21 protein-coding genes and 2 pseudogenes are annotated in these 23418 nt (G+C 70.6%); 11 read left to right on the forward strand and 12 right to left on the reverse strand.

What is annotated here, in order from left to right; genetic code table 11:
- Positions 1-604: 604 nt before the first annotated feature.
- The 7 genes from ggt to AB0M87_RS20490 all read left to right on the forward strand — a co-directional run bounded on the left by ggt (position 605) and on the right by AB0M87_RS20490 (position 10232).
- Positions 605-2413 carry a gamma-glutamyltransferase gene (ggt, locus tag AB0M87_RS20460; RefSeq protein WP_365854844.1) on the forward strand — a complete coding sequence of 603 codons (1809 nt, stop codon included), beginning with the start codon at positions 605-607 and terminating at the stop codon, positions 2411-2413.
- Positions 2414-2472: 59 nt separating this feature from the next.
- Complete coding sequence (locus AB0M87_RS20465) at positions 2473-3864, forward strand: hypothetical protein (RefSeq protein ID WP_365854846.1); 1392 nt, start codon at positions 2473-2475, stop codon at positions 3862-3864.
- 164 nt (positions 3865-4028) lie between these two features.
- Complete coding sequence (locus tag AB0M87_RS20470) at positions 4029-4871, forward strand: nitrilase-related carbon-nitrogen hydrolase (protein WP_365854848.1); 843 nt, start codon at positions 4029-4031, stop codon at positions 4869-4871.
- Positions 4868-6148 carry an aspartate aminotransferase family protein gene (locus tag AB0M87_RS20475; protein WP_365854850.1) on the forward strand — a complete coding sequence of 427 codons (1281 nt, stop codon included), beginning with the start codon at positions 4868-4870 and terminating at the stop codon, positions 6146-6148. The genes AB0M87_RS20470 and AB0M87_RS20475 overlap by 4 nt, the downstream gene beginning before the upstream one ends.
- Before the next feature lie 60 nt (positions 6149-6208).
- Complete coding sequence (gene hydA / locus AB0M87_RS20480; RefSeq protein ID WP_365854852.1) at positions 6209-7612, forward strand: dihydropyrimidinase; 1404 nt, start codon at positions 6209-6211, stop codon at positions 7610-7612.
- An 80-nt stretch (positions 7613-7692) separates the two neighbouring features.
- Complete coding sequence (locus AB0M87_RS20485) at positions 7693-8706, forward strand: TIGR03842 family LLM class F420-dependent oxidoreductase (protein ID WP_365854854.1); 1014 nt, start codon at positions 7693-7695, stop codon at positions 8704-8706.
- Complete coding sequence (locus tag AB0M87_RS20490; protein ID WP_365854856.1) at positions 8703-10232, forward strand: NCS1 family nucleobase:cation symporter-1; 1530 nt, start codon at positions 8703-8705, stop codon at positions 10230-10232. Before AB0M87_RS20485 ends, AB0M87_RS20490 begins: the two co-directional genes overlap by 4 nt.
- 14 nt (positions 10233-10246) lie before the next feature.
- On the opposite strand, the gene AB0M87_RS20495 is transcribed toward AB0M87_RS20490, so the two are convergent.
- From AB0M87_RS20495 to AB0M87_RS20545, 11 genes and pseudogenes are all read right to left on the reverse strand, one after another.
- Complete coding sequence (locus AB0M87_RS20495; RefSeq protein WP_365854858.1) at positions 10247-11092, reverse strand: hypothetical protein; 846 nt, start codon at positions 11090-11092, stop codon at positions 10247-10249.
- Positions 11093-11154: 62 nt separating this feature from the next.
- Complete coding sequence (locus AB0M87_RS20500) at positions 11155-11325, reverse strand: phosphatase PAP2 family protein (RefSeq protein ID WP_365854860.1); 171 nt, start codon at positions 11323-11325, stop codon at positions 11155-11157.
- Positions 11310-11855 (reverse strand): PAP2 family protein, encoded by a 546-nt coding sequence (locus AB0M87_RS20505; protein WP_365854862.1) that lies wholly within the window; start codon positions 11853-11855, stop codon positions 11310-11312. Before AB0M87_RS20505 ends, AB0M87_RS20500 begins: the two co-directional genes overlap by 16 nt.
- Positions 11855-12526, reverse strand: a complete 672-nt coding sequence (locus AB0M87_RS20510; RefSeq protein WP_365854864.1) for a DedA family protein — start codon at positions 12524-12526, stop codon at positions 11855-11857. The genes AB0M87_RS20505 and AB0M87_RS20510 overlap by 1 nt, the downstream gene beginning before the upstream one ends.
- 146 nt (positions 12527-12672) lie before the next feature.
- Positions 12673-12966 carry a DUF3040 domain-containing protein gene (locus AB0M87_RS20515; protein ID WP_365854866.1) on the reverse strand — a complete coding sequence of 98 codons (294 nt, stop codon included), beginning with the start codon at positions 12964-12966 and terminating at the stop codon, positions 12673-12675.
- Between the two features lie 71 nt (positions 12967-13037).
- Positions 13038-13613 carry a hemerythrin domain-containing protein gene (locus tag AB0M87_RS20520; protein WP_365854867.1) on the reverse strand — a complete coding sequence of 192 codons (576 nt, stop codon included), beginning with the start codon at positions 13611-13613 and terminating at the stop codon, positions 13038-13040.
- Between the two features lie 149 nt (positions 13614-13762).
- Positions 13763-14560, reverse strand: a pseudogene (locus AB0M87_RS20525) (acetate uptake transporter).
- Positions 14561-14913: 353 nt separating this feature from the next.
- A complete protein-coding gene (locus AB0M87_RS20530) occupies positions 14914-15561 on the reverse strand; it encodes a class I SAM-dependent methyltransferase (protein WP_365854869.1) in 648 nt (215 codons plus the stop codon).
- Between the two features lie 26 nt (positions 15562-15587).
- Positions 15588-16094 (reverse strand): hypothetical protein, encoded by a 507-nt coding sequence (locus AB0M87_RS20535; protein WP_365855398.1) that lies wholly within the window; start codon positions 16092-16094, stop codon positions 15588-15590.
- 2 nt (positions 16095-16096) lie between these two features.
- On the reverse strand, positions 16097-17302 hold the full coding sequence (locus AB0M87_RS20540) for a molybdopterin-dependent oxidoreductase (RefSeq protein WP_365854871.1): 1206 nt from the start codon (positions 17300-17302) through the stop codon (positions 16097-16099).
- 298 nt (positions 17303-17600) lie between these two features.
- Positions 17601-18065, reverse strand: a complete 465-nt coding sequence (locus tag AB0M87_RS20545) for a hypothetical protein (protein WP_365855432.1) — start codon at positions 18063-18065, stop codon at positions 17601-17603.
- A 74-nt stretch (positions 18066-18139) separates the two neighbouring features.
- Between AB0M87_RS20545 and AB0M87_RS20550 the strand changes: the two are divergent.
- From AB0M87_RS20550 to AB0M87_RS20560, 3 genes and pseudogenes are all read left to right on the forward strand, one after another.
- Positions 18140-18348, forward strand: a pseudogene (locus AB0M87_RS20550) (integrase); the annotation flags it as partial.
- Between the two features lie 49 nt (positions 18349-18397).
- A complete protein-coding gene (locus tag AB0M87_RS20555) occupies positions 18398-20194 on the forward strand; it encodes a gamma-glutamyltransferase (protein ID WP_365854873.1) in 1797 nt (598 codons plus the stop codon).
- A gap of 41 nt (positions 20195-20235) precedes the next feature.
- A complete protein-coding gene (locus AB0M87_RS20560; RefSeq protein WP_365854875.1) occupies positions 20236-21063 on the forward strand; it encodes an inositol monophosphatase family protein in 828 nt (275 codons plus the stop codon).
- Positions 21064-21090: 27 nt separating this feature from the next.
- On the opposite strand, the gene AB0M87_RS20565 is transcribed toward AB0M87_RS20560, so the two are convergent.
- Positions 21091-21894 (reverse strand): nucleotidyltransferase domain-containing protein, encoded by an 804-nt coding sequence (locus AB0M87_RS20565; RefSeq protein ID WP_365855400.1) that lies wholly within the window; start codon positions 21892-21894, stop codon positions 21091-21093.
- A gap of 108 nt (positions 21895-22002) precedes the next feature.
- Here AB0M87_RS20565 and AB0M87_RS20570 point away from each other — a divergent pair, with 108 nt between their 5' ends.
- Positions 22003-23418, forward strand: coding sequence for an NAD(P)/FAD-dependent oxidoreductase (locus tag AB0M87_RS20570; RefSeq protein WP_365854877.1), 1416 nt, complete (start codon positions 22003-22005; stop codon positions 23416-23418).

A 23418-nucleotide genomic window follows, 5' to 3' on the forward strand; every position in this document is an offset into this window, starting at 1 on the left:
GCCGTGAGTTTGCCACCGCCGTACGAACGGGCACAGGGACTGGGATCGACGCCGCCCGGGGCCTGCGCCTACAGGAACTGCTGGATCAGATCTGACACCTGCCCGCGCACCGCCCGGAACGAGTTGGTGATCATGACTGTACTCGTGACCGCCGGCGACCACGTCACACTGCATTTCCTTGGTGCGGGGCCTCATCACTGCCCGGGAGCCGGCGGGACTGGCGCAGTCCCCGCCGAGGCCCGGCTGCGTGCTGCGAAGCACCGGGCGCAGGGGGTGTCGTAACCGGGACCGGTCGCGCCGAAAGGGACCGCAGGCGGCGGTTGGATCCGAAGCTGACCGGCGGAAGGAGCCGACCGCGGCGGGAGTGCCGGTCGATCGCGCAATCCGTGGCGGGCACATCACCGCCAGTTCGAAGAAGGTCCGCCTGGCGGAGTCTGCGCCGCCAGGGGCCGTTACGGCCCAGCAGGATGTTGCGTACGTCGCCGGTCGCAGCGCCCACCTCGTGAAGAAACGGTATCCGGTGCGCGTCCTATCGACGCGTTCATGACTGGCGCCGGTCGGCCGGGCTAGGCTGCCGCCCACATCTCTCCTCTGGAGGCCATGGATGCACCTGCGCCGTGTCACCGCCCGGAAGTTCACCTGCCTGGCCGTCGCCGCCACCGTCGTGTCGGTCGGTGCCGGAGCGCCATCACCGCACGCCGCGGCGCCGCCGGGGAAAGCACCCGTCGCGGTGGGGTACGGAGGAGCGGTGTCGAGCGTCGACGCGGACGCCTCGGCCGCCGGGATCGACGTACTCCGCAAGGGCGGCAACGCGGTGGACGCGGCGGTCGCGACAGCGGCGGCGCTGGGCGTCACCGAGCCCTACTCCGCGGGCATCGGCGGTGGCGGCTTCTTCGTCTACTACGACGCCGCGTCGCACCGGGTGCACACCATCGACGGCCGGGAGACCGCTCCGCACTCCGCCGACTCCTCCCTCTTCCTGGAGAACGGCAAGCCGCTGGCCTTCGCGGACGCGGTGACCAGCGGGCTGAGCGTCGGCACCCCCGGCACCGCCGCCACCTGGGACTCCGCACTGGACGCCTGGGGCAGCAAGTCGCTGAAGACCGTGCTGAAACCGGCCGAGCGCATCGCCCGCCACGGTTTCACCGTGGACTCGACGTTCCGCAGCCAGACCGAGGCCAACCAGGCGCGCTTCGCCGACTTCCCCGCCACCGCGCAGCTCTTCCTGCCCGGCGGACAGCCGCCCGCCGTCGGTTCCACCCTGAAGAACCCCGACCTCGCCCGCACCTACGAGGAGTTGGGCCGCCGTGGCATCGACGATCTGTACCGGGGCGACCTCGGCCGCGACATCGTCCGCACGGTCCGCAAGCCGGACCTCGCACCCGGCTCCACGCGCAACGTACGCCCCGGCGATCTGACGGCCGGCGACCTGCGTGCGTACCGGGCGCTGTACCGCGAGCCGACGAAGGTCGCCTACCGGGGCCTGGATGTGTACGGCATGCCCCCGTCCTCGTCCGGTGGTACGACGGTGGGCGAGGCGCTCAACATCCTGGAGCGCACCGACCTTTCGAAGGCGTCCGAGGCGCAGTATCTGCACCACTACATCGAGGCGAGCCGGATCGCGTTCGCGGACCGGGGGCGGTGGGTCGGCGACCCGGCCTTCGAGTCCGTACCGACCGAGGGACTGCTGTCCCAGCGTTTCGCGGACGCCCGCGCCTGCCTCATCAAGGACGACGCGGTGCTCACCAGCCCACTCGCCCCGGGCGACCCCCGGCATCCCGCTGACTGCGCATCGGCCGGCCGGGCGGCCCCCACCACGTACGAGGGGGAGAACACCACCCATCTGACGGTGGCCGACAAGTGGGGCAACGTCGTGGCGTACACCCTGACCATCGAGCAGACCGGCGGCAGCGGTATGGCGGTGCCCGGCCGCGGCTTCCTGCTCAACAACGAACTGACCGACTTCTCCTTCGCTCCGGCCGACCCGGCCGTGCACGACCCGAACCTCCCCGGTCCGGGCAAGCGGCCGCGCTCCTCGATCTCCCCGACCATCGTCCTGATGGACGGCAGGCCGGCGCTGGCGCTCGGCTCCCCGGGCGGCGCGACGATCATCACCACCGTCCTGCAGACCCTCATCGGCCACCTCGACCGCGGACTCCCGCTGGAGGACGCGATCGCCGCGCCCCGCGCGAGCCAGCGCAACGCGGCGACCACCGAGCTGGAGCCGGCCCTGTACAACAGCCCGCTCCGTGGCCAACTGGAGGCGCTCGGCCATGCGTTCACGCTGAACCCGGAGATCGGCGCAGCGACGGGCGTGCAACGCCTGCCGGACGGCCGGTGGCTGGCGGCGGCGGAACCGGTGCGCCGCGGTGGCGGGTCGGCCATGGTGGTACATCCGGTCGGGCAGCGCTGACGGTCGCCGAAAAGCGCCCGTAGCCTCTCCGTAACACTGCTGCGATCGAATGGCCTGCCATGACGGTGAGCCAACCGACGGAGGCCGCGGCTTTCGCGCGGTTCCTGCGAGATCTGACGGCCGCACTCGATCCGGGTGGCGGGTGGTGCGGCGTGTTCTGGCGGCGGGACCCCGACGGGATGCGGGCCTGTCTCGACGGGAGCGAGGTGCCGCCCTGGGACGTGGTCGACGCGTTGCTCCAGGACTTCGCCGGGCTCCGCGGGCCGGCGGCCGGCCGGACCGCCTCGGTACAGGCGGGCGAGCTGTACGCGGCCTCCGCTGCGGCGCACGACCGCCGTCCCGGTGGCCGTGAGACGGTCCGTGACCGGCTGGAACTGATGCTGCGTGAGCAGGCGTACGCCGCCGGACGCGAGCGGGAGCTGGCGCACCGGATCCGGGCGACTGACGGCGCCGAGGCCCAGCGGCTCGGTGACGAGTTGGCCTGGGCCCGCGACGACCGGCGGCGGGCCACCGCGCGGTGCGCGGAGCTGCAGGGGCGGCTGGCGGCGCTGGCGGGCACCGGGTGGGACGCCGGCCACGGGGCCGGCTCGGGCCGTGTGCCTGCGGCGGCCGAGTCCGGTCCCGCGGCCGAGGTCGACGCCCTCGCCTCGCCAGGCGTCCCGGTGGAGGGTGCGGCCGCCGGCGGGGCAGCGTCCGTTGCCGCTGAACCCTCCGTCCGGCGCGGGTCCGCGACCCGACGCCGCCCACGCGGCGCCAGGTTCGCCGGGCTCGACGACGAGGACGGCGCGAGCACCGCACCGGCCCTGCCGTTGCCTCCGACCGGACCGGTAGCCGTGCCGCGCGGGGCCAGGTTCGGTGGCGCGCCGCGCGGGGCCGAACCGGAACCGCAGGACCTACCCCTGCGGCAGCCGGGCGACGACCCCGTGACACAGCGGGCCGTCGCCGAGGTGGTGGACCGGCTGCCGCGGCTGCGCGCCGACGGCCGCAGCGGCGAGGCACATGCCCTGCTCTGCCGGGCGGCGCTGCTGCCGTCCGGGCATCTGCCGGTGCTCGCGACCCAGCTGGCAGCGGCGGGACTTGCGGCTGACTGGGCCACCCTGCTCTGGGAGGCCGCCTCGCTGGCACCGGACCGGCTGGCCGAGGTCGTCGACGCGCTCCTGTCCGCGGGCCGTGGTCCCGACTGCGGCCAGTTGGTACGCCAGAGCGCGGCCCGCCCCGCCGCCGATGTCGCAGCGATCGTCCTCGCGCTCGCCGCCGTCGGCCGGGCCGGCGAATCGCAGGCGCTGCTGGGCGCGTTCGTGCGGACCCACCCGCCGGAGGAGTCGGCCATGATCGCGGAGAGTGACCCACGGGCCCTGGTGCCCCAGCTGCTTTCCGCTGCCGCGGCCGCTTCGCCGTCCCACGAGCGCGACCTCATCCGCGTACTGCGTGTCACCGGCCTCGCAAAGTGATCACTGTGGAAGGCTGAAGTGATCGCCGAACGGCGAAACATGATCGACTCTGCCGGTTAACGGCGATGCTCTTGCCCCCGTGTGTGACGGGGCTTACGTTCTCCTCCTACGCATCTTGTCTACGTGCGTAGAACGTTCGTGGCGCCCTGGTGAAGGAGTTGCTCGTGTCCCACGTCGTACGCGCCGCACTGGTCCAGGCCACCTGGACCGGCGACACCGAATCCATGATCGCCAAGCATGAGGAACACGCCCGGGAGGCGGCTCGCAGGGGCGCCCAGGTCATAGGGTTCCAGGAGGTCTTCAACGCCCCCTACTTCTGCCAGGTGCAGGAACCCGAGCACTACCGCTGGGCGGAAGCCGTCCCCGACGGACCGACGGTCCGCCGGATGCGGGAACTCGCCCGCGAGACCGGCATGGTGATCGTCGTCCCGGTCTTCGAGCTCGAGCAGTCCGGCTTCTACTACAACACCGCCGCGGTGATCGACGCCGACGGTTCGTACCTCGGCAAGTACCGCAAGCACCACATCCCGCAGGTCAAGGGGTTCTGGGAGAAGTACTACTTCAAACCGGGAAACCTCGGCTGGCCGGTCTTCGACACGGCCGTCGGCAAGGTCGGCGTCTATATCTGCTACGACCGTCACTTCCCGGAGGGCTGGCGTCAACTCGGCCTGAACGGCGCATCGATCGTCTACAACCCCTCTGCCACCTCGCGCGGCCTCTCCGCCCATCTCTGGCAGCTGGAGCAGCCGGCCTCGGCCGTGGCCAACGCGTACTTCATCGCGGCCATCAACCGGGTCGGCCGGGAGGAGTACGGCGACAACGACTTCTACGGCACGAGCTACTTCGTGGATCCGCGCGGACAGTTCGTCGGTGACGTAGCCAGTGACAAGGCGGAGGAACTCGTCGTCCGAGACCTCGACATGGGCCTGATCGATGAAGTGCGGCAGCAGTGGGCGTTCTACCGGGACCGCCGCCCCGACGCGTACGAGGGACTGGTGCAGCCGTGACCGATCTGTACAACCGGCACCGCGCCGTGCTGCCCGACTGGCTGGCGACGTATTACGAGCACCCGATCGAGATCACCCACGGTGAGGGCCGCCATGTCTGGGACGCGGACGGCAACCGTTACCTGGACTTCTTCGGCGGCATCCTCACCACCATGACCGCGCACGCGTTGCCCGAGGTGACCAAGGCGGTGAGTGAGCAGGCGGGCCGGATCATCCACTCGTCGACGCTGTATCTCAACCGCCCGATGGTGGACCTCGCCGAGCGGATCGTGACGCTGTCCGGCATCCCCGACGCACGGGTCTTCTTCACCACGTCGGGCACCGAGGCCAACGACACGGCCCTGTTGCTGGCGACCGCGTACCGCAGGTCCCACCAGATCCTGGCGATGCGCAACAGCTACCACGGCCGTTCCTTTACCACCGTCGGTATCACCGGCAACCGCGGCTGGTCCCCGACGTCGCTCTCCCCGCTGCAGACGCTGTACGTGCACGGCGGCGTGCGCAGCCGCGGCCCGTACGCGCAGCTCAGCGACGCCCGCTTCATCGAGGCCTGTGTGGCCGACCTGGAGGACCTGCTCGGGCAGACCCGCGACGTGGCCGCGCTGATCGCCGAACCGATCCAGGGTGTCGGGGGGTTCACCGCCCCGCCGGACGGGCTGTTCGCGGCATTCCGCAAGGTACTCGACCGGCACGGCATCCTGTGGGTCGCCGACGAGGTGCAGACCGGCTGGGGGCGTACCGGCGACCACTTCTGGGGCTGGCAGGCACACGCCGAGAACGGGCCGCCGGACATCCTCACGTTCGCCAAGGGAATCGGCAACGGAATGTCCATCGGCGGGGTCGTCGCGCGCGCCGACGTCATGAACTGCCTGGACGCCAACTCGATCTCGACCTTCGGCGGTTCCCCGGTCACCATGGCCGCCGGGCTCGCCAACCTGAACTATCTGCTGGAGCACGACCTGCAGGGCAACGCCCGCCGGGTCGGCGGCCTGCTGCTCGAGCGGCTGCGGGCCGTCGGCGCCCAGTGCCCGGTGGTGCGCGAGGTGCGCGGCCGCGGACTGATGATCGGCGTCGAGTTGGTGCAGCCGGGCACCGACCAGGCCAATCCGGAGGCGGCCGCCGCGGTACTGGAAGCGGCTCGCGAAGGCGGACTCCTGGTCGGCAAGGGCGGCGGCCACAACACCAGCGTGCTGCGTATCGCACCGCCCCTGTCGCTCAACGTCGCCGAGGCCGAGGCGGGCGCCGCGATCCTCGAACAAGCCCTGCACACCGTCTAGTCACGTACGCCGTCCGGCAGGAGCACCGGCGGACCGGAGCGAGAGAGGGAGCGCACCACCATGAGCACCCGCACGCTGATCCGCGGCGGCCTGGTCGTCACCGCCGCCGAGGAGACCCACGCAGATGTCCTGATCGAGGACGGGCGGATCGCCGCGCTGGCCGCCCACGGGTCCACGGTGGCGGAGGGCTGGACCGCCGAGCGGACCATCGACGCCACCGGGAAGTACGTCGTCCCGGGCGGAGTCGACGCCCATACGCACATGGAGATGCCGTTCGGCGGCACCTTCGCATCCGACACCTTCGAGACCGGGACCCGGGCGGCCGCCTGGGGCGGTACCACCACCATCGTGGACTTCGCCATCCAGTCGGTGGGCCGCTCGCTGCGCGAAGGGCTCGACGCCTGGTACGCCAAGGCGGACGGCCGGTGCGCCATCGACTACGGCTTTCACATGATCATGTCGGACGTCAACCCCGCAAGCCTCAAGGAGATGGACCTCCTGGTGGGGGAGGGCGTCACCTCCTTCAAGCTCTTCATGGCCTACCCGGGGGTCTTCTACAGCGACGACGGGCAGATCCTCCGGGCGATGCAGCGGGCCGGCTCCAACGGCGGGCTGATCATGATGCACGCGGAGAACGGGATCGCGATCGACGTCCTCGTCGAGCAGGCGCTCGCCGAAGGCCGCACCGACCCGCGTTACCACGGCGAGGTGCGGAAGGTGCTGCTGGAGGCCGAGGCCACCCACCGTGCGATCAAACTCGCGCAGGTCGCCGGGGCCCCGCTGTACGTCGTGCACGTCTCGGCCGACGAGGCACTCGCCGAACTGACCACCGCGCGTACCCACGGACTGCCCGTCTTCGGTGAGACCTGCCCGCAGTACCTCTTCCTCTCCACGGACAACCTCGCGGAGCCGGACTTCGAGGGCGCGAAGTACGTGTGCTCGACGCCACTGCGACCGCGTGAACACCAGGAAGCTCTCTGGCGCGGGCTGCGGCGCAACGACCTCCAGGTCGTCTCCACCGACCACTGCCCCTTCTGCTTCACCGGTCAGAAGGACCTGGGCCGCGGCGACTTCTCCAGAATTCCCAACGGGATGCCGGGCGTGGAGAACCGCATGGACCTGCTCCACCAGGCCGTGGTCGACGGGCACATCTCCCGCCGCCGCTGGATCGAGATCGCTTGCGCGACGCCGGCCCGGATGTTCGGCCTCTACCCGAAGAAAGGGACCATCGCGCCCGGCGCGGACGGCGACGTCGTCATCTACGACCCCCATCGCGAGCAGACCCTTTCCGCTGCCACCCACCACATGAACGTCGACTACTCGGCCTACGAGGGGAAGCGGCTCACCGGCCAGGTGGAGACGGTGCTGTCGCGCGGTGAAGTCGTCATCCACGAGCGCGACTTCACCGGCCGCACCGGGCACGGCCAGTACACCCCGCGCGCCACCTGCCAGTACCTGAGATAGACACCGAAACAAGCGGCACCGGAAAGCGGCACCGGAAACAAGCGGCGCCTGAAACAAGCACCTGAACTGGGAGCTCTGTCATGGATTTCGGACTCGTCCTGCAGACCGACCCGCCCGCGTCGGCCGTCGTCGGCCTGATGCGGCGCGCGGAACGCAACGGATTCAGGTACGGCTGGACGTTCGACTCGGCCGTGCTGTGGCAGGAGCCGTTCGTCATCTACAGCCGCATCCTCGAGCACACCACCCGGCTCACCGTCGGTCCCATGGTGACCAACCCGGGCACCAGGACCTGGGAGGTCACCGCCTCCACCTTCGCCACCCTCAACGAGATGTACGGCAACCGGACGGTCTGCGGCATCGGCCGGGGCGACTCGGCGATGCGGGTGGCGGGCCGTAAGCCCAACACCCTGGCCCGGCTGGGCGAGGCCATCGGCGTCATCCGCGATCTCGCCGAGGGGCGCGAGGCCGAGGTCGACGGCCGTTCGCTGAGGCTGCCCTGGGTGAAGGACAGCAGGCTGCCGGTCTGGATGGCCGCATACGGCCCGAAGGCGCTGGCACTGGCCGGGCAACAGGCGGACGGTTTCATCCTGCAACTCGCTGACCCCTTTCTTACCGAATGGATGGTCAGGGCGGTGCGCACCGCGGCGTCCGACGCGGGACGGGACCCGGACTCGGTGACGATCTGCGTGGCGGCGCCCGCCTACGTCGGTGACGATCTCGCCCACGCCCGGGAGCAGTGCCGCTGGTTCGGCGGAATGGTCGGCAACCACGTCGCCGACCTGGTGTCGCGCTACGGCGAACACTCCGGCCTGGTGCCGGAGGCGCTCACCGCGTACATCAAGCAGCGCGAGGGCTACGACTACAGCCACCACGGCCGCACCGACAACCCGGACACCGCCTTCGTTCCCGATGAGATCGTCGACCGCTTCTGCCTGCTCGGACCCGTCGAGGCCCACATCGAGAAGCTGCGGGCGCTGCGGGCGCTGGGCGTGGACCAGTTCGCGGTGTATGCCATGCACGACGCCAGGGAGTCGGTCATCGATGCCTACGGCGAGCAGATCATCCCTGCGATGACCGAGGCGGCCAGACCATGACGGACACCGAGATACCCGCAACGGGCCGCACGGCACCGGACAGCAGATTCGCCAACGACGATCTGCAGCCGGTACCGGCGGACCGGCGCACCTGGAGCACGTACAACTTCGCCGCTCTCTGGGTCGGCATGGCGCACAACATCCCGTCCTGGACGCTGGCTTCGGGTCTGGTCGCCCTCGGCATGGACTGGAAGCAGGCCGTCTTCACCATTGCGCTCGCCAACATCATCGTGCTGCTTCCGATGCTGCTCACCGGTCACGCGGGACCGAAGTACGGCATCCCCTTCCCGGTCCTCGCACGGGCCTCCTTCGGGCTGCGCGGCGCCAATCTCCCCGCACTGGTCCGGGCAGCCGTCGCCTGTTGCTGGTTCGGCATCCAGACCTGGATCGGCGGGCAGGGCATCTTCGTGCTGCTCGGCAAGGTCTTCGGAGGCGGCTGGGCGGACGTCAGCAAGGTGGGCGGCTACCCCTGGACGCTCTGGCTCTGCTTCGTGATCTTCTGGGCGTTCGAACTGGCCATCATCTACCGGGGGATGCAGACGCTGCGCCGCTTCGAGAACTGGGCGGCGCCGTTCGTGCTGCTCGGCGCGATCGTGCTGCTGATCTGGATCGCGAACAAGGCGGGCGGCTTCGGCCCGTTGCTCGACCAGCCGTCCAAGCACGGCTGGGGCACGGACTTCTGGCCGGTCTTCTTCCCGTCCCTGATGGGCATGATCGGTTTCTGGTCGACGCTCAGCCTCAACATCCCGGACTTCACCCGCTTCGGGAAGGGCCAGCGGGCCCAGGTCTGGGGCCAGACCCTGGGCCTTCCCACCACCATGACCGCCTTCGCCCTGCTCTCGGTCTTCGTCACATCGGGTTCGGAGGCGGTGTATGGGGTCGCCATCTGGGACCCGGTGGCGCTGACCGCGAAGACCGACAACGTCTTCGGTCTGCTCTTCGGCCTGGTGACGGTGCTGATCGCGACCGTCTCCGCCAACCTCGCGGCCAATGTCGTGTCACCGGCCTACGACCTCGCCAACCTGCTGCCGAGGTTCATCAACTTCCGTACCGGCGCGCTGATCGCCGGTGTGGTCGGGGTGCTCTTCCTCCCGTGGAAACTCACCTCCACTCCCGAGCTGTACATCTACACCTGGCTCGGGGTGGTCGGCGGGGTACTCGGCACGGTGGCCGGCATCCTGATCGCCGACTACTGGATCATCCGCCGCACGGTCCTCGACGTCGCCGAGCTCTACCGGCCCCAGGGCCGATACTGGTACACCGGCGGCTGGAACTGGCGCGCGGTCGTCGCATTCGCGGTCGGCGGGCTGCTGGCCGTCGGCGGGTCGTACTCGACGGTGGACGAACACGGCGCCAAACAAGGGCCGTTCCCGGTGGACGGGCTCGTCCCCTTCCTCAAGCCGCTCGCCGACTACGGGTGGGCCATCGGGCTGGCTTCCTCGCTGGTGCTCTACACCGTGCTGATGATGAGCACCGGGGCGGCCCGGCGGTCTTCCCTGGGCGAACCCACCGTTCTCGTGCGATGAGCCGGCTCCGCCGCTCAATCGGCGGCGTGTGCGCGCCGGCCCTTCGACGGTGTGTCGCGTTGGCTGACCGCCAGATGGTTGATCAGAACGATGATCGGCACCAGCAGTGCCAGGGTGACGGGCCCGGTGCCCCAGCCGAGCCCGTGCCGGCTGGTCGGCACGCCCATCCAGTCGGCGAACGAGGCGCCGAGCGGGCGGGTCAGGATGTAGGCCCACCAGAAGGCGGCCACTGCGTTCAGTCCAAGGAAACGCCCGGCGATGGCCGGTACCGCGATGAAAGCGGCGAAGGCGACACCGGACGAGAAGTACCCCAGGTGCAGCGTGCCGGCCGTGAGATCGCCGACTGCCGTACCGAGCGCGAAGGTGGTGAGCACAGTCGCCCAGTAGAACGCTTCCCGGCGCCGGGTGCGGATGCTGTGGATGGACAGCGTGCCCTCACTGGCGTACCAGACCATCAGGATGGCGGCCAGAGCCACCGAGAGACCCACCGTCGACACCGCGTACGGCACCCCGGCCACGACGTGGACCACATCGGCGGCCATGGTGCCGAACACGCTCACCATGACGATGGCCGACCAGTACGTCCACGCGGCGTAACGGGGCGTGCGGAACTGCAGCGTCAGCAGCGCGGTCAGACCGGCGAGCCCGATGCACCCGGCCGGTAGGGGGCCGAGCGTCCGGGCCAGATAGTCGGATGCGGTCTCGCCCGCGCCGGTGGTGAGGACCTTCACCACCCAGAACCAGACGGTCACTTCGGGTACCTTGCTCGCACCCGGCAGGCCGGCCGTGCCCTCGGTCGGTCCGCGGTCCCGGAGCCCGATCTCCGGCTCTGCCGTGGTGCCGGCTTCTGGCTCCTGCATGGCCTCTCCCGCCTCTCACGCCTCCCGCCTCGGCCGGCGCGGGGCGCCGCGGAAGCTTTCGTCTACAGTACTGTAGACGTACGGGCGGACGGCGGCGGGGGCGCGTCGCACGGGGCGAACCTGAGGCCGAGCCGAACGCTGAGGCTCAGCCAGCACATGCAGAACAGCCAGCCGCCGATGACATCGGTGAACCAGTGCACGCCGAGATAGATCCGGGTCAGGCCCACCAGCACCCCCAGCAGCCGATGCCGAGGGCGATGGCCGTCCTGCCGCGTGGCGCGCGCAGCAGCACCGCGATGATGAGCAACCCGGCGGTGACGGCCGATGTGGTGGTGTGTCCGGACGGGAACGACCACCCCGATGCGTGGGTGGCCCAGCCGCTCATCGGTGGGCGGGGGCGCGCCACCAGTTCCATCACGGCGTACCGCAGTGCCTGGCAGAGCGCGAGACAGCCGATGAACGCCGCGCCGGTGAGCAACCGCTGCCGGGCTCCGCGGCCGACGATCAGGCCGGCGAGCGCGACCAGCAGATACGGGATCACACCGGTGCCGGTGTAGGTGAGGCCGCGAGCCGTGGCCACCGCCACCTCCGGCCGGTGGTGCACCGACCAGGCATGCAGAGCGCTGTCGGCGAGGAACGGCGCGCCGTGTCGGCCGGCCGTGACCATGGCCAGCACCACGAACGCCGCCAGGCCTCCCACCGCCGTCGACAGGGTCAGGTCGGCCAGGCCCTTGCGATGTGTGGCCGGTGGGACGGCGGGCATCACCGGCCGGATTCCACTTGGCCGGCGGCCCGCTTGCGCGAGCGCCGCAGTTCGGCGGCGAGGGGGATCAGCGACAGGATGACGATCACCGCGATGACCGGCAGCAGATAATGGTCCACGTTCGGAATGGAAGAGCCGAGTGCGTACCCCGCCAGCGCCAGCCCCTGGCTCCAGAGCAGGCCGCCGATCACCTGCCAGAGGGTGAACGTCCGCGCCGGGACGTGCAGCGCGCCCGCCATCGGATTGAGCACGGTGCGCACGACCGGGATGAAACGTGCCAGCACGATGGCCTTCGCATGGCCGTACCGCGCCAGTAGCTCCTCGGCCCGGTCCGCCCCCTGCCGCAGTCGTCCGGACCGGCTGCGGGCCAGCATCGGCCCGCCCGCCTTCCGTCCGATGAGGTAGCCGCACTGGGCCCCGGCCAGTGCGGCTACGGCGGAGGCGAGCAGCACCAGGGGCAGCGAGAGGTGCAGGCCGCCGCTGGACGTGCCGGTGCAGAGCAGTCCGGCGGTGAAGAGCAGCGAGTCGCCCGGCAGGAAGAACCCGACCAGCAGTCCCGTCTCGGCGAACAGCACCACGGCGATGCCGGCCACCCCGAACGCCGACAGCAGTGACTGCGCGTCCAGCACGTTCACCGCGAGCGGAGTGGCTGCGAGCAGGGGGGCGACCATGGGCGCGGGCCCTTTCTTCCTGGAGGGAGTGGCAAGGGCGGACACCCGGATGCCAACAGTGCAGTAGACGGTCTACTGAACTGTAGACGATGAACGGCGGGACATGGGGCGCGCGACAGGGCGGGCCGAGACCGGCCGGACGGGATTCAGCGCCCGCACCCGGTGTCGCGCCGGGCCCGCCGCAGACCCGCGAGCATCGCGGCCGCCGTCACTCCGATCAGGGCGACGAAAGCCATCAGGACGACTGCGACGTTGCCGATGCCCAGACCCACGCCGAGGGCGGTGGCGATCACGAGGAGCGCCATGCGCCAGGGATCGATCCGCCGGTACCGCCCGGGGGCCCGCCATTCCACGAACTGTCTGGCCCACCGGGGGTCGGAGCCCACCAGGTGGTCCTCGATCTGTCGCAGCCGGAACTCGTCGTGCGCCGTCCATGTCATCGCGGCCACTCCTGTCTCGAGCGGGGTCCTCGTCTGCGGCCGTCCCTGCGAGACCGCCGCTTGGCGGCAGGTCAGCCGGTGCCCGAAAGCTGCGCCCGCAGATGGCGGGCCAGGTCGAGCCCCCGGTCCAGGGGGCCGAAGAGGGGACCGGCCAGCTTGTTGGTGAGCTCGTTGTTCACCCACCGGTGCGGGCGGGTCGGCGCGTACCACTGCGTGAGACGGACCTCGGCCGCCAGCAGGCGCAGGCGGCGCGCGCTGACCGCCTGGCGCAGCGCTGCGAACTCCTCCCGCTCCTCCCGTGCGGCATGCCGCTGGACGGCTGCTGCCAGCCGGGTCAGTTTCCGCAGGTAGCCCTTGCAGTCCGGTCCAGTGCGCCACAGCGCGGTCAGCAGTTCCTTGGCTTCCTTCTCCTCCCGCCGGCGACGCGCGGTCACCGCGCTGCCCATGGCCAGCGCGCGATGGGCCTTCGGGTGCACGTGGGCCTCCTCGGCCGCCTCGTGCACGGCCAGCAGGCGCACCAGGTTCTCGAATGCCTTGCGTCGCCCGGGCCCTGGCAGCGCGGCTTTCGCGAAGGCTCCTCTGATCTGTGAGTGCTGGCGCTCGAGGACGTCCACGACATCCTCCGTCAGCAAGGGGGTGATCCTCATGTCATGCCTCCCACTCGGCTCGGACCGATCGCGAGTACCCCTCCCCGCAAGCACGATGCCGCCGGACGCGGGTTTCGTCGCGACGCGGTCCACGCCGAAGGCGCCGCCGCACGGTGCGTCCGCATGACCGGACGCACCGTGCGCACCCGTCACTTCCCGATCTTGGCTCCCGGCATGCATCCGGGGTAGTCGATGGGGCGCGGAGCCCGGTGGCCGGGAAGGTTGCCCCGCAGGCTCCAGGTGCCCAGCGGCAGGATGACCCGGCCGCCGAAGGCCTGTTGCAGCATCAGCGCACCTGCGGTGTAGAAGGCGGCGGCGGAGGAAGCGACGAGCACCCAGCCCGCGGCCAGCACGACGTTGTGATAGCCGCCCAGGATCCCGGCGGCCAGCAGCGACGACCCGGCGGCCAGTAGGATGAGCACCAGGAACAGGCCGAGATTGTCGCCCAGCGCGGCGATGGCGCCGAAGAGGGTCACCACGGCGAGCACGATCCACCAGAAACCGAAGGCCTGGGTGAGCTTCGCGCCCACCGGCAGTATCCCGGCAGCCATCAGCAGCGTGAGCAGACCCTAGCCGAGCCAGAAGGCGCCCCAGGTGCCGTGCATGGCGGTGGCCACCCCGTCCCGGGCCCGGTAGGCCCACATGCCGGCCGCCAACTGTGCCAGTCCGCCGAAGAAGATCACGAACGGCGCCAGGATGATCGGCGAGATCAACGCGTCCCCCCACCACTCAGCAAGGTTGGACGCGACCATGAAGGTCGATGCGGCGAACCCGAAGAGGCCCAGGATCGACGGTGCGGCGATCGGCGTGAGGACCCGGCGACTGCGCGCCCGCCACGCCTCGTAGCTCTCTGCTTCGTCAGGTGTGGTCGTGGCGGGTCCGACGTGCGAACCCTGCGCCCCACTTCTGTTGGCCGACTGGGGATCCTCTGCCGGGTAATCGCTCATAGCGGCGGTCTCCTAACGGGTGGAGGCTGTCCGACGCGCGATGCCCGGTGCAGGTCTCTGCGGTTAGCCGGGCCGGTGAGAACCAGCTCGACCCGGTACTGCTCGCACGTCTGTCCCGAGAGCTACAGCAGAACGCGGACCGATGGGCCCCGCATCTTTTGATGCAGCGCCCCACCCCGCCGCCACAGCGGGTACCGACGCGCCTTCACGCCCCACGCCCAGCGGGCTGCCACCAGTCCCGTCAGCGCCCACGAAAAACACGCACAACCTCAAGGTCAATCATGACGAAACCCCATCACACCGCGGTCCGAGGCCGGCCGCCGACCCTGCGCGGAGCCGGTCTCGCAGGGCCCTCATCGTATGAGGGCCAGGAAGTGCCGCCCTCCGGCTGACCACGCGTGGCGAAGTCGGTATCCGGCCCGCAGCGCGATGACGCGGGCTGCTGTGGTTCCCGCATGTGCCCAGGGGAAGGGATTGCTGCGGCGGCCGGTGCCGTCCTCGAGCCAGACCTCCCTCTCCCGGATGTAGATGTCCCCGGCTTCGGCTTCCAGGAGGAGAACACCTCCGGGTGCGAGGAGGCGGCGGACTCTGCGGAGAAGCGCGGGTGGGTTGCCGCCGATCCCGATATTGCCGTCGGCGAGGATGACGGTTTCCCAGCGGCCTTCGTCCGGGAGGGGGTCGAAGACTGAGGCACGCAGGGCGGCTGCGCCTGCCGCTGTCGCGAGTCCCACCGCCGCGGGCGCGACGTCGATACCGAGGGCGGGGATGCTGCGCCGGGTCAGGGCGATGACGAGTCGTCCCGGGCCGCAGCCGACGTCCAAGGCGGGGCCCCGGCAATGGTCGAGGAGTTCTTCGTCCGCTTCGTCGGCTGTTCCGCGCCAGCGGTTCAGTTCCAGGGGGAGCCGCCGGCCGTCGGGGTAGCCGAGGCTCAGCTGCGGCAGGTCGCAGCGCAGGGCGTCGGCGTAGAGGTCCAGTGGGTGGAGGGGGAGGGTGTCAGCCACCGCCAGGCCCTGTCCCCTTCGCTGGTTCATTTCCGCGGCCCTGGGCCGGGGCGCGCCGTGGCTTGGTTCAGGCGGTGCGTGCGCCGGCGCCGGCGCCGGGCGTTGACGATCGCGGCGACAGCGGAGGCCGCGAACAGCCCTGCGGTGATCAGCAGCCACCTGCCGAGGTAGACGCCGTCGGAGAGTTTGCTGGCGCCCTGGTAGGGGACGGACCGGCGCAGGATGAGAGGAAACCAGACGAGGAGCAGCATGAGGGAGAGAGCGAGAGGCGTGCGCAGATAGTTGATCCAGCCGCTGGCCGACGCGCGGCCCGCGCGGGGTGCGAGTGCGGCTTGGGCGGTGCGGTCTGCACCGCTGTACAGGGGCAGCAGGACCAGGTCGTGCAGCAGCGCTGCCCCGATGAACCAGATCGCGACGGCGAGGGTCCTGCCTGCGAGCAGTCGAACTGCGGCGTACGTGGCGACGGCGAAGCAGCAGAGCATGACGAGCAGGTGCGCGGGGTGGGTGCCGTACAGCCGGCGCATGAGGTTCATTGTCACGTCCGGAAGGTGAGGCGGCGGACCCATTTGGTGTTGTTCACGCCGGGGTTGGCGGGCACGATGACGCGGGCCGGGCGGCCGTGGTCGGCGGACAGAGGTGCTCCGTTGACGTGCAGGGCCAGCAGGGATCGCGGATCGCGGATCTGATTGCCGGCCAGGAGTACCCGGCGGAAAGCGCCGTGGCGTTGCACGGACTCCACCAGGACGCTGGTGGCGTCGGGTGCTCCGACCAGCGCTGCGAGGTGGGACAACCGCACGCCCGACCAGTGCTGGTCGTCGGTCGACCATCCCTCCACGCACGCGATGGGCAGCATCGCTGAGTGCTGATCCATCGCGAGCAGCTGTTCCAGGGTGAGTGTCAGCTTCCGTGAGCCGCGGAGTTGCAGGCGCCAGGCGGGGCCGATGTCGGTTGCTCCGACACCTACGGATTCTGCGCTCTTGTTGATCTGGAAGCCGTTCGGGCCAGGCCCGGGGTTCCGGTTGTGGGGAGCGAGCAGTGCGGTATGTCGGAGGGGGCCGCCGATGCTCTGTCCGGCGGTGAACACCAGAAGGGCCAGCGACCCGGCGCCGACCGCGCCGAGGACTCCGCGCCTGCTCACCGTCGCTCCGGCAGGCGCGGGGGCGACGAGTCCGTCCGGATCAGGAGGCTCCGGCGTTGTGTGTGCGGTATCGGTGCGCAGCACCGACCGCAGGCTCCGGGAGCGCAGCGATCGCCACATGCGCCCCAGTCGCAACGAGACGTGAGCGGCGAAGGCGGCGATGAAGACCCACGCCCCGTAGAAGTGCAGGGGGTAGAACGAACCGGGAAAAATGTAGTGGAGCTGGATGTTGAGGATGCCGGTGGCGAATTCGAACAGGACGCCACCGACCAGCAGGAGCAGGGAGAGGCGCTCCAGTGCGTGTGCGGGGCTGCGTGCGGCCGGCCATTCGAAGAGCTTGGGGATGACCGACCACAACTTTGCGAGGAGCACCGGGACGAGAACGAGCCCGAGCGTCACATGCACGCCCTGGGTGAGGCGGTAGAGCCAGTGGGGGTCGGTGGGCCAGGCGAACAGATAGAAGCCCAACAGGCCCTTGTCGGGTGTCTTGTCGTTGACGGCTCCCAGGTTCGGGTTGTAAGCGGCGTAGGACAGCAGTCCGGTGACGAACAGCGTCGTGATGCCGAGCAGCAGGACCAGGCCGAGGACAGCGGTCAGCCACATGCCACGGATGGGACTGCGCCAGAACCCGGGGCGGAACGGCCCCGGCGGGGCAGTACCCGCGATGCCTCTCGCGCGGCGTACGAGGTCACCACCCCTGGCCCTACGGGGGGCCGACGACGTCCGCCAGCGAGTGGAACCTGACGGACGGCGGGGTGTTCGCGGCTGGCCGGATTCGTCAGCTGGCCCGGCCATGGCCACCACCCCTCCGTCTCGCTGCCCCGTGCCGTCCGAACATCCACCGATCCTTGTGCCCGGCCGCCGCGGGCATCAGGTGCACACGCTCGGACGATTGCGCACGTCAGCCGTGCGGCCCAATACCCGGCCTGGAGGAGTGCGGGTTTCCGGGCAGATGAGCGCTCACCTTGGGTGTGGGGTGGCATAGATGACGGCGTTTTCCTGGTATTCGCGAGTTCAGCGAGGTGCCGATCTTGCCGTAGGCCGGTTGCCCGTCACTGGTGCTGATGGCCTTGTGCTCGTGGCCAGCCTCGGCCTTCGGACACTCACCGGAACCCTTGACGTGAATGTGTGGGGCGTGCGGTGAGTTGTCGAGCAGGCGGTTGGCGGCCACCGAGACAGTGGCCCGGTTGCCGGACAGGCTGACGGTGACCGTGCCCGAGCCGTTGACCATGTTGGTCGGCACCGGGTCGAGCGTGGCCTGGTAGTTGCCGTTGCCGCCGGAGGACTGTGCGGATGCCACAGTCGGCGGGGCCAGCGGCAGACCGAATGCCGCGATACCCATCAGCGGAAGGAAGGTCTTGTTCATGGCTTATCCAAGCGGGGCACCCGCGGCGTTCGCCTGCCGCGTGCACAGCGCAGTGCGGCCCCTGTGAGAGAGATTCCCTCGTACTGGAGGCAGGAGAGTCGGTCGTAACCCTCGCCAAGTGGCTGGGACATTCGTTTCGCCGACCATCACCCTCGACCACTACGCCCACTTCATGCCGGAGGCGGGCAAGAAGGGGCGCCGGGCGATCGATAGCCTGCTGGGGGAGCGGACAGAGGAGAGCTCTGGCCAGAACTCGCCAGATTCTCCCCAGGACCGATCCTGAGCACCGATCGATCTGGCTGATGCGCGCAAACAGCGAGGTGAGAGGCCGTATGTTCAGCACCCGACCCACCCTCCAGGGCACCTTCGGCATGGTGTCGTCCACCCACTGGCTGGCCTCGCAGTCCGCGATGGCCGTGCTGGAGGACGGCGGCAACGCGTACGACGCCGCCGTCGCCGCCGGCTTCGTGCTGCACGTCGTGGAGCCGCACCTCAACGGTCCGGCCGGTGAGGTGCCGATCATCCTCGCCCCGGCCGGCGGCCAGGTGACGGTGCTCTGCGGCCAGGGCGTCGCCCCCGCGGGCGCGACCGTCGCCCATTACCGCTCCCTCGGCCTCGACCTGATCCCCGGCACCGGGCCGCTGGCCTCGGCGGTGCCCGGCGCCTTCGACGCCTGGATGCTGCTGCTGCGTGATCACGGCACCAAGTCCCTCGCCGACGTGCTGAAGTACGCCATCGGATACGCGGAGGACGGCCACGCCCCCGTCGAGCGCGTCGGCCAGACCGTCGAGGTCGTGCGGGAGCTCTTCGAGACCGAGTGGCAGTCCTCCGCCGCTGTGTATCTGCCCGGTGGCAAGTCCCCGGTGCCGGGCGAGCTGTTCCGCAACCCGGCGCTGGCCGCGACCTGGCGCCGCCTGATAGCGGATGCGGCGCGTGGTGACCGGGTGGCCGAGATCGACGCCGCCCGCAAGATCTGGAGTACCGGCTTCATCGCCGAGGCACTGGTACGCCAGGCGGCCCGGCCGACCATGGACACCTCGGGCGCCCGGCACAGCGGCACGCTCACCGCCGCCGACCTGGCCGGCTGGTCCGCGAGCTACGAAGCGCCCGCGACCTACGACTGGAACGGCTGGACGCTCTGCAAGGCGGGCGCCTGGAGCCAGGGCCCGGCGTTCCTCCAGCAGTTGGCGGTGCTTCCTCCGGAGCTTCCCGCATACGGCTCCGCGGAGTACGTCCACCTCCTCGTCGAGGGCAGCAAACTGGCCATGGCCGACCGTGAGGCCTGGTACGGCGACGCCGCGGACGTCCCGCTCGACGCGCTGCTCGCGGACGCCTACAACGACGAACGCCGCGCGCTCATCACCGACCGGGCCTCGCACGAGCTGCGTCCGGGCCGCCCCGACGGGCGCGAGCCGAGGCTGAGCAGGCAGGCCACCGCCGTGGCGGCCGGCGAGCCGGGCTTCGACGCCATGGGCACCCCGGCCGACGGCGCCGGCGAGCCGACGGTGGCCAAGGACGGTGCCACCCGGGGGGACACCTGCCACCTCGACATCGTGGACCGCTGGGGCAACATGATCTCCGCCACCCCGAGCGGCGGGTGGCTCCAGTCCAACCCGGTCGTGCCCGAACTGGGTTTCCCGCTCGGTACCCGGCTGCAGATGACCTGGCTGGACGAGGGACTGCCCAACTCCCTCACCCCGGGCCGCCGGCCGCGCACCACCCTCACCCCGTCGGTGGCGCTGCGGGACGGAGTGCCGGTGCTCGCCTTCGGCACTCCTGGCGGCGACCAGCAGGACCAGTGGCAGCTGCATTTCTTCCTGGCGGTGGCGCTCGGCGCCCCGGCCCGCGGCGGTCTGGACCTCCAGGGCGCCATCGACGCCCCGAACTGGCACAACGACTCGTTTCCCGGATCCTTCTACCCGCGTGCGATGCGACCGGGCAGTGTCACGGTCGAGTCGCGGATGGCGCAGGAGACCGTCGACGGCCTGCGCCGGCGCGGTCATCTGGTCACGGTCGGCGACGCCTGGTCGGAGGGGCGGCTCTGTGCGGTCGCCCGCGATCCGGAGACGGGAGTGCTGAGCGCGGCGGCGAATCCGCGCGGCATGCAGGGTTACGCCGTAGGCCGCTGACCGGCCACATGGCTGTCACACCGGTGTGCTGGGATGGGACGATGATTGAACACTTTGTCGGCGGAGACCTGTCCGAGGTCGAGGCGGCGATCCGCGAAGCCGCCGCCGCCGAGATCCTGCCGCGCTTCCGGCAACTCGCCGCACATGAGATCGCCGAGAAGAGCGGCCCGCACGACCTGGTGACGGTGGCGGACCGCGGTGCCGAGGAACATCTCACCGCCGCACTCACCGCTCTGCTGCCGGGCTCGGTGGTGGTCGGTGAGGAGGCGGTCGCCGCCGACCCGTCCTCGTACCACGCGATCCGCGGCGACGCGCCGGTGTGGATCGTCGACCCGGTTGACGGAACCCGCCAGTTCGTCCGCGGTGAACCGGGCTTCTGCACGCTGGTGGCGCTCGCCCACCGGGGCGAACTGCTGGCCTCCTGGACGTACGCCGCAGCGCTCGACGAGATGGCCGTCGCGGTACGGGGACGGGGCGCCCAGCTCAACGGCAAGCCGCTCCGCGGGGGGATACCGGTACCCGGCGCCATGCTCGAAGTCGCCACATCCCACCCGGACTTCACTACCCCCGAGCAGAAGCAGTCGCTGCTGAATCTGCGGAGCGAAGACGTGCACGTCCGGCCCTGCGGCTCGGCGGGACTGGAGTATCTGGCCATCGCCAGGGGTGCGCTCGACGCGGTGGCGTTCAACTGGGAGCTCGCCTGGGACCACGCGGCTGGGCTGCTGCTGGTGGAGGAGACGGGCGGCGCCCATCTGACGCTGACCGGCGAGCCGTTCCGCATCACGGGCGGCAACGCGCTGCCCTTCACCGCAGCACGGGACGCGGCCACCGCCCGCCGGGTGCACGACCTGCTGTCGGCGACCCGGTAACGGCGGCGGCTCCGGAGGCCGGCCGCCCTACGCGTCGTCGGCCAGCACCGCACGCACCTGTGCCACCAGGCCGGCGGCCGTCTCCACGGCTGCCGGGCCGAGCCCGGTCAGCGCGGCGGTCACCCGGGCGGTGAAGTCCGCCGGGGTGTCCGGCAACAGGGCGGTTGCCGCCAGGGCGCCCTTCTCGTTGACGCACCAGACGCGGTGGTGGGCGTGCAGCGACTGAGCCAGAATGCCGAACGCCCGGGAGAGGCACAGCGATCCGTGCAGCACATCTCCGATCGCTGCCGACTTCCTGGCCGCGACCACCGAGAAGTCCGCCTCCCAGGCAGCTTCCGACAGAGCCCTGCGGAGCGGTTCGGGATAGCTGAGCGTCCCGGTCCGCAGCGTGGTCAGCTCTCCTGTCGGATCCGCCAGTACACGGCTCAGCGCCACCTCTCCCGGATACGCGGGCGACCAGAAACCCAGCGGATGTCCGGGCTGGACGCCCACCTCGTACCGGCCCTCGCGGCAGTCCGCCCAGACACGCTCGACCCGGTCGAGATCCCGCAGGATCCAGTCCACCGCCACGCCGTCCACGGTGAGCCAGGCGCCGCCGTCGACCCAAGGGCCCCAGCCACCGGGACCGGCGACATCCACCGGCCGGTCCGCTACCTCGCAGGCCAGCCCGGTGAGCGCGGGAAGATCCAGCGACCCCCGGTAGTAGAGGCCGAGATCCCAGTCCGAGTCGGCCCGATGCGTGCCCCGGGCCCGGCTGCCGCCGAGTGCCACCGCGCGGATACCGGGGATGGCGCAGAGGCGCTCGGCCATCGCCGCGACGGTGGCCATCATGGGCGGTTTCGTGGGCGTGTTCACCGGGCGGACGCTACCCCCGGCGGCGCTGTCGGCGCGCGGGAATATCCTGGGGCATCTGCCATCGGCTGACGAAGGAGTCCGAAGGTGCCGTCGATGCTCGATGCCGTCGTCGTGGGGGCGGGGCCCAACGGGCTGACCGCTGCGGTGGAACTGGCCCGCCGTGGATTCGCCGTCGAGGTCTTCGAGGCCAGGGACACCGTCGGAGGCGGCGCGCGGACCGAGGAGCTGACGCTGCCCGGGTTCCGGCACGATCCTTGTTCCGCAGTCCACCCGCTCGGTGTGGGATCGCCGGTCTTCAAGACCATGCCGCTCCAGCGGTACGGCCTCGAATGGCTGCACCCCCGGCTGCCGATGGCCCACCCGTTCGACGACGGCACCGCCGCGGTGCTCGCCCGCTCGGTCGCCGAGACCGCGGCCTCCTTCGGGCCGCGCGACGCGGGGACCTACCGGCGGCTGGTCGCTCCTTTTCTCGGCAAGTGGGACACCCTGGCGAGGGACTTCTTGTCCCTGCCGCCGACCGCGCTGCCGCGTGACCCGGTGACGCTGGCCCGTTTCGGTCTCACCGGCCTGCCGCCGTCGACCCTGCTGATGAAGCGGTTCCGCGACGACCGGGCGAAGGCGCTGTTCGCCGGTTTGGTGGCCCATGTCATCGCCCCGCTCGGTGGCCTCGCCACCGGTGCCGTCGGGCTGATGTTCGCCCTCGCCGCGCACGAGGGCGGCTGGCCGATGCCACGCGGCGGTTCACAGTCCATCTCCGACGCCCTGACCGCGTATCTCACCGACCTGGGCGGTTCGGTGCACACCGGCTTCGAGGTCAAGCGGCTCGACGATCTGCCGCCGGCCCGTGCGTACGTCTTCGACACGTCACCGACGGCGGCCGCGCGGATCGCCGGCCTCGGCCGCGCCTACGACGGTTACCGGTACGGCGCCAGCGTGTTCAAGATCGATTACGCGCTGGACGGCCCGGTCCCGTGGACGGCGCAGGAGCCGCGGCGGGCCGGCACCGTCCAGGTCGGTCCGGGCAGCCGGGACATCGGCACGGCGCTGCGCCAGGCGTCGGGCGGCCAAGCACCCGGGACGCCCTTCCTGATCAGCGCTCAGCCGAGCCTGGTCGATCCGTCGCGCGCCCCGGAGGGCAAGCACGTCTTCTGGACGTACGGCCACGTCCCGCACGACTGGGACGGTGATCTCACCGGAGCCATCGAACGACAGATCGAGCGCTTCGCGCCGGGCTTCCGTGACCGGGTGCTCGCCCGGGCCACCGCCGGGCCCCCCGAGCTCTTCGCCCGTAACGCGAACTACGTGGGCGGCGACATCGCCTGCGGTGCGGCCTCCGGGCTGCAACTGATGTTGCGGCCCAAGGTGTCCCTGTCCCCGTACACCACCTCGCGCCCAGCGGTGTACCTCTGTTCCTCCGCGACCCCGCCCGGCCCGGGGGTCCATGGCATGTCGGGGCACAATGCGGCGAAGGCCGTGTGGCGTCGACTGCGCCAGGCATGA

The organism is Streptomyces sp. NPDC051320 (assembly GCF_040682175.1).
In the GTDB taxonomy this organism is placed as follows: domain Bacteria; phylum Actinomycetota; class Actinomycetes; order Streptomycetales; family Streptomycetaceae; genus Streptomyces.

Excerpts from the sequence above, each read along its gene's own strand:
- ggt (WP_365854844.1), top strand. The coding sequence starts at position 605 with ATGCACCTGCGCCGTGTCACCGCCCGGAAGTTCACCTGCCTGGCCGTC.
- AB0M87_RS20465 (WP_365854846.1), top strand. The coding sequence starts at position 2,473 with ATGACGGTGAGCCAACCGACGGAGGCCGCGGCTTTCGCGCGGTTCCTG.
- hydA (WP_365854852.1), top strand. The coding sequence starts at position 6,209 with ATGAGCACCCGCACGCTGATCCGCGGCGGCCTGGTCGTCACCGCCGCC.
- AB0M87_RS20485 (WP_365854854.1), top strand. The coding sequence starts at position 7,693 with ATGGATTTCGGACTCGTCCTGCAGACCGACCCGCCCGCGTCGGCCGTC.
- AB0M87_RS20490 (WP_365854856.1), top strand. The coding sequence starts at position 8,703 with ATGACGGACACCGAGATACCCGCAACGGGCCGCACGGCACCGGACAGC.
- AB0M87_RS20495 (WP_365854858.1), bottom strand. The coding sequence starts at position 11,092 with ATGCAGGAGCCAGAAGCCGGCACCACGGCAGAGCCGGAGATCGGGCTC.
- AB0M87_RS20505 (WP_365854862.1), bottom strand. The coding sequence starts at position 11,855 with ATGCCCGCCGTCCCACCGGCCACACATCGCAAGGGCCTGGCCGACCTG.
- AB0M87_RS20510 (WP_365854864.1), bottom strand. The coding sequence starts at position 12,526 with ATGGTCGCCCCCCTGCTCGCAGCCACTCCGCTCGCGGTGAACGTGCTG.
- AB0M87_RS20515 (WP_365854866.1), bottom strand. The coding sequence starts at position 12,966 with ATGACATGGACGGCGCACGACGAGTTCCGGCTGCGACAGATCGAGGAC.
- AB0M87_RS20520 (WP_365854867.1), bottom strand. The coding sequence starts at position 13,613 with ATGAGGATCACCCCCTTGCTGACGGAGGATGTCGTGGACGTCCTCGAG.
- AB0M87_RS20535 (WP_365855398.1), bottom strand. The coding sequence starts at position 16,094 with ATGAACCTCATGCGCCGGCTGTACGGCACCCACCCCGCGCACCTGCTC.
- AB0M87_RS20540 (WP_365854871.1), bottom strand. The coding sequence starts at position 17,302 with ATGTGGCTGACCGCTGTCCTCGGCCTGGTCCTGCTGCTCGGCATCACG.
- AB0M87_RS20545 (WP_365855432.1), bottom strand. The coding sequence starts at position 18,065 with ATGAACAAGACCTTCCTTCCGCTGATGGGTATCGCGGCATTCGGTCTG.
- AB0M87_RS20555 (WP_365854873.1), top strand. The coding sequence starts at position 18,398 with ATGTTCAGCACCCGACCCACCCTCCAGGGCACCTTCGGCATGGTGTCG.
- AB0M87_RS20560 (WP_365854875.1), top strand. The coding sequence starts at position 20,236 with ATGATTGAACACTTTGTCGGCGGAGACCTGTCCGAGGTCGAGGCGGCG.
- AB0M87_RS20565 (WP_365855400.1), bottom strand. The coding sequence starts at position 21,894 with ATGATGGCCACCGTCGCGGCGATGGCCGAGCGCCTCTGCGCCATCCCC.